The following is a 12,094-nucleotide window of genomic DNA, read 5'->3' on the forward strand; positions in this document are numbered from 1 at the left end:
TTTCCGGAGAGCGCGATCACGCGCGGCGCAAGTCACCGGTGCCATGAGGCGGCGTTTTCCAGCGACTGTGCCTGCGCCGCAACAGTATTTCGGCCGGAAACGTCTATAGTCCGGGCATCAAATCGCTCGGACTTCAGTGCGCTCGCGCCTGCCAAAGCAGACCAAGGTTGGGGATTTTAACATGAAGAAGATTTTGCTCGCTCTGACCGCGGTTGCGGCGATGACCGGTTCGGCCTCGGCGGCCGACTTGGCGGCCCGTCCCTACACGAAGGCTCCGCCGCCCGCGCCGGTCGCCAACTGGACCGGCTTCTACATCTTCGGTGGTGCCGGTGGCGGCCTCTGGGACGCGGACACGTATTCCCGCGTCGCCGCAACGGGCACCGCGCTGAGCCTTCATCAGACCCAGGGCGGAGATGGCTGGTTCGGTACGGTCGGCATTGGCTATGACTGGCAGTTCAATCCGAGCTGGGTGTTCGGTGTTTTCGCTGACGGACAGTTTGGCAGCCTGCGCGGCAACGTCCAGGATCCCTTCACGGGCGTGACCGGCAAGATCAAGATGGAAGATGCGTGGGCCGCGGGCGTCCGCGTCGGCTACTTGGTCGCCCCGAACGTTCTCTCGTACGTCAACGGCGGCTATAGCGGCTCGCACTGGTCTGGATCCACGCTTCTCGACAGCTTCACCGGCGTTCCGGTCGGCTTCCACACCAACTCCTTCAATCGCAACGGCTGGTTCGTTGGTGGCGGTGTCGAAAACAATCTGAACATCTTCGGCATTACCGCGCCGGGCTGGTTCATGAAGACCGAGTATCGCGCCGCCTATTACGATCGGAAGAACATCGACGCGCTGTCGGACGTCGGCAACGTGGCGGCTCCAACCAACCTTGGTTTCAAGCCGCTTGTCCAGACGGTCTCGACCTCTCTTGTGTACCGCTTCAACTGGACGGGTCCGGTCGTCGCGAAGTACTGATCCGGCGTAAATCGCCAGACGTCAAAGCCCCGGCATCGTCCGGGGCTTTTTCGTTGTTGGACATGCTCTGCACTGAGCCGGCACGAATCGCGTTTCACGTGGGAGACTCAACGCCGGCGCTCGCCTCGAGCGAGCTCCAGGCCGGCGCGAGCTGCGCCTTGATCGCTAGCCAATCAGCATCTGCGATCGCCTCCCCGCCGCATTGCGACCCCGGCCATTGTATCCGCACCGAAGCTACGGCTAGTCTGCTGCCAAGCTTTCGTGACGGCGGCCGAACGAGGCGACTTCGTTGGTGCCGCAGCGCGACAGAAGCGGACCGATGGGGAGGACACGATGCGCAGATTTCTGCTGGTCGCAGGCCTGTTTGCTCTCGCCGTCGGCCTGCTCTGGATCGGACAAGGCACCGGCAGCATCGCCTGGCCCCGGTCGAGCTTCATGATCAACCAGCTACAATGGGCCGGCTATGGCACAGCCATGGCGGGCCTCGGGCTGGTCCTGATCTGGCAGAGCAACCAATAGAAGAAACCACGGCAAGAAAAGGTACTGAAAGCATGACATCCAGTCGGTTCGATCTTCGCGGCAAGGTCGCGGTCGTCACGGGAGGCAATGGCGGTATCGGGCTCGGCATGGCCCGCGGCCTGGCCGACGCCGGGGCCGACATTGCCGTCGTCGGACGCAACGAGGCGAAGTCGAAGGCGGCGGTCGAGGACCTCAAACAGCGCGGCGTCAAGGCCATCGGTGTCGCGACCGACGTGACCGACAAGGCCGCGATCGAAGCCATGGTTGCGCGCGTCGTGAAGGACCTCGGTCGCATCGACATTCTCGTCAACAACGCCGGCATGAGCATCCGCAAGCCGCCGCACGAGCTCGAGCTCGACGAATGGAGCAAGGTGATCGACACCAACCTCACCAGCGCCTTCGTTTGCTCGAAGGCGGCCTACCCCGCGCTGAAGGCGTCCGGCGGCGGCAAGGTGATCAATATCGGGTCGATGATGTCGATCTTCGGCGCGAGCTTCGCCCCGGCCTATGCCGCGAGCAAGGGCGGCATCGTGCAGTTCACGCGCGCCTGCGCCAATGCCTGGGCACCAGACAACATCCAGGTCAACGCCATCCTGCCCGGCTGGATCGACACCGATCTCACGCGCGGCGCGCGTCAGCAGGTGTCGGGACTTCATGAGCGGGTGCTGGCGCGTACGCCTGCAGGACGGTGGGGCGACATCGACGACTTTGCCGGCATCGCCGTGTTTCTGGCCTCACCCGCTTCGGACTTCGTGACGGGCACAGCCATCCCCGTCGACGGTGGCTTCTCCGTGATGGCCTGAAGCGCGCTCGGCTCGCTCAACAAAAAAGCCCCGGGCACCGCCCGGGGCTTTCGTTTGCCTGACGCGTTGCGACAGCTCAGTAGCGCCCGATGACCGGCGCGTCGAACTTGTAGCTTGCGCGCACCACCGCCCACTGAATGTCGCGCGGCTTGGCATCGAACGTGTAGTTACCCGCGGTGCCGCCGAGCTGATAGGTCTGGCTGCCGAAGGCCGCGTAGTTGTACTCGAGGCCGACGATCCAGTTGCGGGTGATGCCGTATTCCCAGCCGGCGCCGACGGTCCAGCCATTGGCCCAGTGGGTCTGACCGCCCGAGCCCGTCGCTACGCCGGCGGTGTCGACGACCGACAGACGGTTGTTCACGCCGGCATAGCCGCCCTTGATGTAGAAGAGATTGTTCTGCACGGCGAAGCCCGCGCGACCGACGACGGTCGCCAGCACGTTTGTTCGCCAGCTAAACTGATCGTCAAAGGCTCCCGGACCGAACACCGTGTTGATGACGCGGCCGGAGTTGTTGAGCCCGGAGATGGTGCCTTCCATGCCGAACACGTAGTTGTTGGCCTGCCAGTTGTAGCCGATCTGTGCGCCGCCCATGATGCCCGAACCGCGCTGACGAAAGCCTTCGCCCGGCGAGAGATCGGCGAAGGGCGCACCGTTGCCGTTGTTGATGAACTGCTCGTTGGTCCACGCGCCGCCGATGTGACCGCCGACATAGAAGCCGGTCCAGGTGAAGAGCGGCTCGATATAGGCCGGCGCCTTGGTGTAAGGCCGCGCGGCGAGATCCGCAGCGGAAGCAGCGCCGGTCGACACGAGTGCGGTCGTGCAGGCAAAAGCGGCAATCAATTTGGAACGCATGGTACGTACACCCCTTGTCTCTGATGGGCGCACGCTCACAGACAGTTCTTACTAAAATTGGAATCAACCGATCGGACGTGTCGGGAATCTTGAGGGTTCTGTGAGGTCGCGTGGCAGGCGCGAGCCGCGCGCTCTGTCGTGCGTGCGACCTCATAGAAGCCGGATTGAACGAAGCTGCGGAGTTGTGGGCGCTATGGGAATAGTGCAGCGGGTGCGGCTGCTGGGAAGGCGCTCCTGTGGTCGCCGCGCGTCGGCGAGACATTCATCGGATGTGAGCAGCCCGTTTGATAGGGCCAAGGGCGCGATCCAGCGAGCGACTTGCTGCGCTGGGATGCGTTGCCGAACGATTGGCGTGGTGTTCGGTGACGAGCGCGGCCGCGGCGACTTCGGACGTTGCCACCGCGAAGGTGATCACAGAGGAGGTGGATGGTGCAGGCGCTGGTCATGACGTATCACAACGAAACGGATGGTCGCGGGCGCAGGCTCGCGGGACGACATCGACGCGCCGCATGGTGCCGCCACAATGCGGGCAGACGGGGATCTTCCATTTGGTGAGGGGATCGTCGCCGGCTTCTTGATCAGTCGGAGGGTTGCGGACAGTAAGGAGTTGACGGCAGAAGGCGATTTTATCGCTGCGTCCGCCATTGGCGAGGAAACCATAGTGGCGGATGCGGTGGAAGCCGTCCGGCAGGGTGTGCAGGAGAAAGCGACGAATGAACTCATCGGCATTAAGCGTCATCACTTTGGCTTTGCGATTCTGCCGATAGTCCTTCCAGGAAAAGCTGACCTTGCCGTCGGCAAGCGAGATCAGCCGGCTGTTGGCGATGGCGACGCGATGCGTATAGCGGCCGAGATAAGCCAGCACCTGTTCGGGGCCGCCGAATGGCGGCTTGGCATAGACGACCCAGTCGGTCCGTCGGAGTTGAGCGAGGCGTTGGGTGAACGCGGCGGGATCCGCCAGATGCGCGAGATCGCCAAAGAAACCCAACTGGCCAGCCGCGAAGGCAGCTTGCAGCTCTTGCAGAAACAGGCGGCGGAACAACCGGGAGAGGACGCGTACTGGCAGGAAGAAGCCGGGCCGGCAAGCGACCCAGCGTGTGCCGTCGAGCGAGGGTCCACCGCCGGGCACGACGCAGTGGAGATGCGGATGGTGTTGCAGGGTCTGGCCCCAGGTGTGGAGGACGGCGGTCACGCCGAGCTGAGCGCCGAGATGCTTGGGGTCGGCCGCGATGGTGGCGAGCGTCTCGGCCGCGCAGCGGAACAGGATGGCGTAGACGACGGCCTTGTTCTGGAAGGCGATCTCTCCGGCGGGGGCCGGCAGGGTGAAGACGACGTGGAAATACGGTACGGGAAGGAGTTCGGCTTGCCGTTCGGCGAGCCATTGCGCGCGCGCCGCGCCCTGGCACTTCGGGCAATGCCGATTGCGACAGGAGTTGTAGGCAATGCGTGTGGCGCCGCAGTCATCGCACTGCTCGACGTGGCCGCCGAGCACAGCCGTCCGGCATGCCGTGATCGCGCCCATGACGCGCCGCTCGACGCGGCCCAGATGCTCGGCACGGGCTTGCCGAAACGCTTCGCCGTGGCGGCGGAAGATATCCGCCACTTCCAGAACCGGAGCCATCAGGTCCGCTCAGCCGGGCGGCACGACCTCCAGGCGGAGCCGGTCAAGCGGACTTGGCGTATTGCTGATGGTCTTGGTGGCGACTTGGGTATAGCGCGCCGTGCTGGCCAGACTGGCATGACCGAGCAGCACCTGGATGATGCGCACGTCGGCCCCGTTCTCCAGGAGATGGGTCGCGAATGTGTGCCGCAGCGTATGCACTGTCACCGACTTGCTCAAGCCGGCCGCAGCGCAGGCTGAACGGCAGGCGGCGTGCAGCACGTTGGGGACGAGCGGACGCTCGTCGTCTCGGCCGGGAAACAGCCATCGCTTTGGCCGAGTGAGCCGCCAATACGTCCGCAGAATCCTCAAAAGCTGCGGCGAGAGCATAACGTAACGGTCCTTGCCGCCCTTGCCGTGCTCGACCCGGATCAACATCCGTTGGCTATCAATGTCGACAACCTTCAAGAGGACCACTTCCGATACGCGCAAGCCTGCGGCATAGACGGTGGTCAGCGCGGTACGGCTCTTGAGGCTTGGGATTGCTTCCAGGAAGCGCACGACCTCGTCGGCGCTCAGCACGACCGGCAGTTTGCGCGGTTTACGCGCATAGGCGATGCGCTCCGGAACGGTGTCATGACCAAGGGTCACACCGTAGAAGAACCGCAGTGCGCAAACGATCTGGTTCAGCGCCGGCCAGGACATCCCCGTCGCAACCAGATGAACCTGGAAGGCACGGATATCCTCCAGGTCGAGGCGGTCAGGAGAACGACCGAAATATCGGCTCAACTTCGCTACGGCGTTGAGGTAGGATTGCTGCGTCGCCGGTGACAGATTGCGGACCGTCATGTCCTCGATCATGCGGCGGCGAAGTGGGCTGATCTCAGCCATCGGAAAACCTCCTGTCTAAAGGGTTGGGCTTCGAAAACCCGCAATCCTCTCAGACAGGAGGCAATCCTTGCTACGCCTCCCTACATGCCGCGCCAGCGGCTTCGTTCAATCACATTTGAACGCTTCGAATCCGGATGCGCTGTTGCAGCGGCGCAACGCGCAGCACTTGAATTAATGCGCTGTTATCCCTACCGAATTCTTGCCAACGCCAAACTTGCGATCACGACGTTGGCGCAGCTTTCGAGGCGACGTGCTCCGGCCGTATGCCGAGCGCGATCAGGCGCGCCGGAATGCCCTGGAGCCAGGGCACCGCGGTGATCAGGCGGATGATCAGCGGCACCTTCAGCGGCTGATTGCCAGGCTTCAAGGCACCGCTGATGATGTGGTTCTGCACGACCACCTGCATCGCCTGCGTCATCTTCACCGGAAATTCGCGCCGCGCGCGCACGGCATCGAGCTCGTCCTCGGACGGACAACCCCGACTGATCTTGTCGGCAAGCAGATTGGCGGTTGCGACCGCATCCTGCACGGCGAGATTGACGCCGACGCCGCCGACCGGCGACATCGCGTGCGCGGCATCGCCGATGCAGAGCAGGCCCGGCCGCGTCCAGCGCTTCAGCCGATTGATCGCGACGGTGAGCAGCTTGACGTCGTCAAAGCTCTTCACGTCTCCAATGCCGGATCGGAGGACCGGCGCCATCCGCACGACGTCGTCGAGCAGCGCCTGCAATCCCCTCGCCTTCACGGCTTCATACTGTCCCTTGGCGATGACGAAGGCGCATTGCCAGTAGTCGCCACGGTCGAAGGTGACCATCATCTTGCCGGGCTCGATGCGCGCGAACAGGTTCTCGGTCTCATCCGGCTTGCGGCCGACGCGGAACCACAGCACGTCCATGGGCGCGCCGATCTCGTCGACGCTGAGGCCCGCGCGCTCGCGAACAATCGAATGCCGGCCGTCACAGGCGATGGTGAGATCGGCCTCAATGTCGAGCGGCCCCTCCGGCGTTGTCGCGCGCACGCCGGCGATCGCCTTGCCGCGGCGGATCAGGTCGACGGCTTCCGTGCTCATCAGCACCTTCAGCGAGGCAAAGCGCTTGCCGGCCTCACGCAGGAAGTTCAGAAAATCCCACTGCGGCATGAAGGCGATGAAAGGGTATTTGGTACGGAGCCGGCTGAGATCGGCAATCCGCACATGCGTACCGCCGAACAGGCCATCCATCGTCTGCAGGCGTTGGTGCGGGAGCTTCAGGAAGCCGTCGATCAGGCCGAGCTCGTCCATGACCTGGAGCGTCGAGGGATGCACGGTATCGCCGCGGAAGTCGCGGAAGAAATCTGCATGCTTTTCCAGCACCACCACGTCGATGCCGGCGCGGCCCAGGAGATAGCCGAGCACCATGCCGGCCGGCCCACCGCCGACGATGCAGCAGCGGACCTTGAGGGAGCGACGTTCGGACGGCTGTGATGGTGACGTGCCTGGCTCCACGATCCGCTCTCCCCTTAGGCCTTTATTGCACTGCAACAAACCGCAATTTGGTTTGCTGCCAGCGCGAATGACCAGTAGCTTTGTAAAAGGTTTCTATTTCAGGAAATTGCGTTGCGCACGGTACTGACACTGGTCGGCATCTGGATTCTGATCAACGTGCTTTTCGTCGTGATCATGATCCCGTCGCGCAAACTGCAGAAGCCGGGTCCGGGCGGAACGCTTGCCCCGGTGCGGATCGACCAGAATGGTCATCCGGTCGAGGAGCAGGACAAGGTCTTGCTCCGGCACGTCATTATCTCGATCGCCCTCGGCGCGTTCTTTTCGCTCGCGCCGCCCTTGGCCGAGGCGGTTGACTCGATCAAGCGCTTCTTCGGGAAGCATCGCCAATAGCGGCCTGCTCGAAGAGAATCCACACCAGATCAATTGTTGCTGCGGTTCGCCGTGCGGAAGCTCTTGATCTCCGAGACGCTGCCGTCGCGATAGGTGAGCTCGACCGAGATGAACTGCGTCGCCGGCGCGAGCTTCATGTAGAGCGGCATGCCCGCGGTGATCGCGCTGGGATCGCGCATGTCGCAGGCCGGCATCTTCAGCACCTGATTGGGCACAGCGGTGTCGATGCCGATGCGAACCTCGCGGATGGCGCAGCGATACGACACGAGGTGGGTGTAGTAGACGAGCAGCCCGTTGAATTCGCGGAATGACAGCCAGCTCGTTGCGGTCATGTCGAGGATCTTGCGCTGGTCGCGGATCAGCGCGGCCTCGGGATCGAACTTGATCGGGAACGGCCCCTGCATGTCTCCGGAAGCATCGACATAGCGCACCTCGATCGTGCCGGCCTGCGCGTCCGGCGGCAATTCGATCGACGGGTTTGGCATCCGCTTGCGCGTGCGCGGATCGAGCGTGTCGATGAAGCCGGTCTCGCGGAAATCGCCGCCGCCGGCCATCCGCCAGGAAATTCCCAGCGTCGGGTCGGCGAAGGAGAACACCACGCTCCAGCCGCCATTGTGGCGTGAGAAGCTCGCGATCGGCGCGTTGGTGGATTCCTCCTTCGGCACGCGCGGCACGGACACCGGCGGCAGCGCCGCCACCTTCTGCGGCGGCGTATCGGCCGGCCGGGTAGCGGCCGTGGCATCCTTCGCGAGGCCGCTGAGAAAGACATCGTCGACCATCTGGTCGAAATAAACCGGCACCTGCTTGTGCTTGACGGTTTCGGCCATCTCGCTGACGAGACGGCGGGTGCGCTGCGCCACCTGGACGAGATTTTCGCCCGGCTGCAACAGTTCCCTGGCGAAGGTGCGCGTGAACACCGAGTTGGGATTGGCGTCTTCGTTCGACAGGCGATCAAGCGCAGTCTGGCGGGGGCCCGCCGAGAACACGGAGAAGACGCCTTCGGGCAGTTGCGTCATCGGCGCGAGCCCGCCGCCGCCGGCGACGGCGCGCGTGCCCGCACGCTCGAACGGATTGTTGCGGCAGGCGTCGAACACGAGGATCGAGGTCCGCGCCTTCTTGTTCTGGAGGCGCTCGACGATGCGGTCGGCCAGGATCGACGCGTCGCGTACCAGCTCTTCCTGGCCTTCGGTCGCCGCCGGCACATCGGTCGGTAACAGATAGTTCTGGCCTGCGATCTCGAAGCCGTGGCCGGCTTAGAAGAAGAACGCGGTGTCGCCGGGCTCGATCGTCCTGTCGAAAGCGAGCAGCGTCTCGGAAAATTGCTGCCGGTTCTGGTTCTCCGCCACCATCACCGCGAAGCCGAGCTGCTTCAGCGTGTCGCCCATCGTGCGGGCGTCGTTGACGGCCTTGAGCAACTTCGGAACGTTCTTGTAGTCGTTGTTGCCGATGACGAGCGCGACGCGCTTTTCGGCATGGGCGCCCCCTGCGAGGCCGCTCAGCAGGCTCACCGCAAGGCCAAGCGCCGCCAGGACCTTGAAAAACCGACGTGCCATCGAAAATTCCCCATTGCGGAGGGCTCGTTGACCCGGCTCGTTCGAACCGGCCCTTTTTGCCACGGCCGCTGCTGATGTCGTAGTCGGCCGAGCGGCGGCGCCGGTTCAACCGGATGTGTCCTCCGCCGCGGGCATGCCACCTATGGCAGATTCCGGCGGAATCTGCTTTTTTCTTTCTGCAATTCCGTTTGAGACCGGGGACTGCCGTGTATCGCTGGTGTACCGATGAAGTCGAGCCGCACGATCGCTTCGACTACTGGCGCGAGGTCCGCGCCAAGGGGCTGTTCGGCGTCACGGCGGAGCTCGAGCGTGAACGGCGCGCCGACTTCTTCGGCGAGTTCTCGCTGCGCCAGCTCGGCGGCGCCGGCTTCGTCGAGCTGAAGGCCTCGCGCTACACCGTCGAGCGCAGCAAGGCGGACATCGCCTACGCGCCCGGCGACAGCGTCTGCGTCTACCAGCAACTCGGCGGCGGTGGCTGGTTCGGCGGCATGCGCGGCAGCGATTTCGCGATTCCCAATGGCAGCTTCGCCACCAGCCATACCGATCTGCCCTACCGCACCGTGCCGCTCGGGGCTGCCGGATTTCACCTGCGGATCCTGAAGATCCCTGTCAGCGGCATTCCCACGCAGGACAAGCGCATGCGCGAGCTAGCGCCCAAGACCTTCAACGATCCCGCCCTGGCGCCCCTCTTGAACTCCTGCTTTGCCGATCTCGGCCAGAGCGCCGCGGACGATGGGTCGGCCGAGACCACCGCGCTCGTCCAGGCACTGGCCCACCTCGCGCTGATCGAGCGCGGCATCATCGGGCCCGGGAGCCGGCGTGGGCAATCCGCGCTGCGGACCGCCCGCCTGTCGCTGGCGCGCCGCCTGATCGCACGGCACCTCAGGAATCCCGATCTGACGCCGGCCATGGTGGCGGACCTGCTCGGTGTCTCCGTGCGCCATCTTCACATGCTGTTCGAGATGGGCGAGCGCAGCTTCTCGCAGACGGTGACGGAGGAGCGGCTGAAGCAGAGCCAGCGCCTACTGCGAGAAGCGCCGGATCGGCTGATTGCCGATATCGCCACGGCCTGCGGCTTCGAGAGCCTTGCGACCTACTACCGGGTCTTCAATGCCGCCTACGGCATGGCCCCCGGCGATTTCCGGGCCCAGGCCGCCGAGGGGAGCTGATGGCCGGCTGCGAGGTTCCCGCCGAACCTGCGAACAGAGCCGGAAAAGGCGCCCCGCGCCCGCTATTTGGGCAAAAACCTCAGGGTTTTTAGGGCCTTCTCCCACCCGCTCCATTGACTTTGGCCGATTCCCCCCTATGTTCCGGGTCGACGCGGCTCAGATCGAAGAGCGATTCCTGAGCCTTGCGCTTTGTTCGCGGTAAGTCAGCACCCCCAGCTTCTTTGAGAGCGCGCCGTTTCGGGGTGGAACGCGACAGCCTTTTTACCCTCGATTCCGAACGGCGGTTTCGACTAGAGGCTCAATGTCCTTTTCAAATCTCGGACTATCCGAAAAAGTCCTCGCCGCAGTGGCGGCCACTGGTTACACCAACCCCACCCCCATTCAGGAACAGGCGATCCCCCACGTCCTCGCACGCAAGGACGTCCTCGGCATCGCCCAGACCGGCACCGGCAAGACCGCGGCCTTCGTGCTGCCGATGCTCACCATCCTCGAAAAGGGTCGCGCCCGGGCGCGCATGCCGCGCACGCTGATCCTGGAGCCGACCCGCGAGCTCGCGGCACAGGTCAAGGAGAACTTCGACCGGTACGGCGCCGGCCAAAAGCTCAACGTCGCCCTCCTGATCGGCGGCGTCTCCTTCGGCGACCAGGACGCCAAGCTGATGCGCGGCGTCGACGTCCTGATCGCAACGCCGGGCCGGCTGCTCGACCATACCGAGCGCGGCGGCCTCCTGCTCACCGGCGTCGAGCTGCTCGTCATCGACGAAGCCGACCGCATGCTGGACATGGGCTTCATTCCCGACATCGAGCGCATCTGCAAGCTCGTTCCCTTCACGCGGCAGACCCTGTTCTTCACCGCGACCATGCCGCCGGAAATCCGGCGCATCACCGAGGCCTTCCTGCACAATCCGCAGAAGGTCGAAGTTTCCCGGCCCGCCACCACGGCCGTGACCGTCACGCAGTCGCAGATCCCGGCCGGCCGCGAGCCGCACGAGAAGCGCGAGCTGCTCCGCCGCCTGCTCCGCGAAGCCAAAGACCTCAAGAACGCAATCATCTTCTGCAATCGCAAGCGCGAGGTCGCGATCGTTCACAAGTCACTTCAAAAGCACGGCTTCAGTGCCGGTGCGCTGCACGGTGACATGGACCAGCCGGCCCGCATGGCGGCACTGGATCAATTCCGCAAGGGCGAGCTGCCGCTCTTGGTTGCCTCCGACGTCGCCGCCCGCGGCCTCGACATTCCCGAGGTCAGCCACGTCTTCAATTTCGACGTTCCCCACCACCCCGACGATTACGTTCACCGCATCGGCCGCACCGGCCGCGCAGGCCGCACCGGCACCGCGATCTCGATCGTGACGCCGCTCGACCAGAAGTCGATGGCCGCGATCGAGAAGCTGATCGGCCAGAACATTCCCCGCGCCGAAGGCGATTACGAAGTGCACGCGGAAACGACTGAAGCGACCGAGCGCACGCGCGAAAAGCGCGGCCGCGAGCGTTCGCGCGGCGGACGCGGCAAGCCTCAGCGCGGCCACGACCGTGAGCGCAGCCACGAGCCGCGTGGCGATTCAAGGCAAGCCTCCGAAGCAAAGCATGCGCATGAGCCGCGCCACCGCGCGCGCCAGCAGGCCAATGCATCGCACGTGCCGTCGATCGGTCGTCCCGAGCCGCGCCGGCCGCAACGTGAGATCGACACCGAGCCCGGCGATCATTCCCATCTTCCGGCGTTTCTGCTGCGACCGGTGCGCTCTCCCGCCGGCGCCTAAAGCGCGATGCGCTTGCGAACGGCCGTTTACCGGCCGTTCACGATCATCCGTTAGCCTACGAACATAATTTAAGCATTGCTGCGGTCGGCGGCGCACCGACCGTTGTGGGG

At 64.4% G+C, this 12,094-nt stretch carries 10 protein-coding genes and 1 pseudogene; 6 read left to right on the forward strand and 5 right to left on the reverse strand.

What is annotated here, in order from left to right; genetic code table 11:
- Nucleotides 1-181: 181 nt before the first annotated feature.
- The 3 genes from MTX21_RS06980 to MTX21_RS06990 all read left to right on the forward strand — a co-directional run bounded on the left by MTX21_RS06980 (nt 182) and on the right by MTX21_RS06990 (nt 2,289).
- A complete protein-coding gene (locus MTX21_RS06980; protein WP_280964086.1) occupies nt 182-967 on the forward strand; it encodes a porin family protein in 786 nt (261 codons plus the stop codon).
- Between the two features lie 333 nt (nt 968-1,300).
- Nucleotides 1,301-1,486, forward strand: a complete 186-nt coding sequence (locus MTX21_RS06985) for a hypothetical protein (RefSeq protein WP_280964087.1) — start codon at nt 1,301-1,303, stop codon at nt 1,484-1,486.
- A 32-nt stretch (nt 1,487-1,518) separates the two neighbouring features.
- Nucleotides 1,519-2,289 (forward strand): glucose 1-dehydrogenase, encoded by a 771-nt coding sequence (locus tag MTX21_RS06990; protein WP_280964088.1) that lies wholly within the window; start codon nt 1,519-1,521, stop codon nt 2,287-2,289.
- A gap of 76 nt (nt 2,290-2,365) precedes the next feature.
- Here the strand turns inward: MTX21_RS06990 and MTX21_RS06995 are convergent, their stop codons facing one another.
- The 4 genes from MTX21_RS06995 to MTX21_RS07010 form a co-directional block, all read right to left on the reverse strand.
- Nucleotides 2,366-3,142 carry an outer membrane beta-barrel protein gene (locus MTX21_RS06995; RefSeq protein ID WP_280964089.1) on the reverse strand — a complete coding sequence of 259 codons (777 nt, stop codon included), beginning with the start codon at nt 3,140-3,142 and terminating at the stop codon, nt 2,366-2,368.
- 442 nt (nt 3,143-3,584) lie between these two features.
- Nucleotides 3,585-4,766, reverse strand: coding sequence for an IS91 family transposase (locus MTX21_RS07000; protein WP_280970930.1), 1,182 nt, complete (start codon nt 4,764-4,766; stop codon nt 3,585-3,587).
- A 6-nt stretch (nt 4,767-4,772) separates the two neighbouring features.
- Nucleotides 4,773-5,633 carry a site-specific integrase gene (locus tag MTX21_RS07005; protein WP_128943944.1) on the reverse strand — a complete coding sequence of 287 codons (861 nt, stop codon included), beginning with the start codon at nt 5,631-5,633 and terminating at the stop codon, nt 4,773-4,775.
- Nucleotides 5,634-5,853: 220 nt separating this feature from the next.
- Complete coding sequence (locus tag MTX21_RS07010) at nt 5,854-7,116, reverse strand: FAD-dependent oxidoreductase (protein ID WP_280964090.1); 1,263 nt, start codon at nt 7,114-7,116, stop codon at nt 5,854-5,856.
- A gap of 111 nt (nt 7,117-7,227) precedes the next feature.
- Between MTX21_RS07010 and MTX21_RS07015 the strand changes: the two genes are divergently transcribed.
- The gene (locus MTX21_RS07015; RefSeq protein WP_280964091.1) at nt 7,228-7,506 is read left to right on the forward strand and encodes a hypothetical protein; all 279 of its coding nucleotides are present in this window, start codon (nt 7,228-7,230) and stop codon (nt 7,504-7,506) included.
- A 29-nt stretch (nt 7,507-7,535) separates the two neighbouring features.
- Here MTX21_RS07015 and MTX21_RS07020 read toward each other — a convergent pair.
- Nucleotides 7,536-9,059: pseudogene (locus MTX21_RS07020) on the reverse strand (caspase family protein).
- A gap of 206 nt (nt 9,060-9,265) precedes the next feature.
- On the opposite strand from MTX21_RS07020, the gene MTX21_RS07025 reads away from it, so the two are divergent.
- Nucleotides 9,266-10,228 carry a helix-turn-helix domain-containing protein gene (locus tag MTX21_RS07025; protein ID WP_280964092.1) on the forward strand — a complete coding sequence of 321 codons (963 nt, stop codon included), beginning with the start codon at nt 9,266-9,268 and terminating at the stop codon, nt 10,226-10,228.
- 301 nt (nt 10,229-10,529) lie between these two features.
- Nucleotides 10,530-11,984: a DEAD/DEAH box helicase gene (locus MTX21_RS07030; RefSeq protein ID WP_280964093.1), complete on the forward strand. Its 1,455-nt coding sequence runs from the start codon at nt 10,530-10,532 to the stop codon at nt 11,982-11,984.
- Nucleotides 11,985-12,094 lie beyond the last annotated feature (110 nt).

The organism is Bradyrhizobium sp. ISRA430 (assembly GCF_029909975.1).
In the GTDB taxonomy this organism is placed as follows: Bacteria; Pseudomonadota; Alphaproteobacteria; order Rhizobiales; family Xanthobacteraceae; genus Bradyrhizobium.

What these genes read in the sequence shown, in the direction of transcription:
- MTX21_RS06980 (WP_280964086.1), top strand. Translation starts at nt 182, where the DNA reads ATGAAGAAGATTTTGCTCGCTCTGACCGCGGTTGCGGCGATGACCGGT.
- MTX21_RS06985 (WP_280964087.1), top strand. Translation starts at nt 1,301, where the DNA reads ATGCGCAGATTTCTGCTGGTCGCAGGCCTGTTTGCTCTCGCCGTCGGC.
- MTX21_RS06990 (WP_280964088.1), top strand. Translation starts at nt 1,519, where the DNA reads ATGACATCCAGTCGGTTCGATCTTCGCGGCAAGGTCGCGGTCGTCACG.
- MTX21_RS06995 (WP_280964089.1), bottom strand. Translation starts at nt 3,142, where the DNA reads ATGCGTTCCAAATTGATTGCCGCTTTTGCCTGCACGACCGCACTCGTG.
- MTX21_RS07005 (WP_128943944.1), bottom strand. Translation starts at nt 5,633, where the DNA reads ATGGCTGAGATCAGCCCACTTCGCCGCCGCATGATCGAGGACATGACG.
- MTX21_RS07030 (WP_280964093.1), top strand. Translation starts at nt 10,530, where the DNA reads ATGTCCTTTTCAAATCTCGGACTATCCGAAAAAGTCCTCGCCGCAGTG.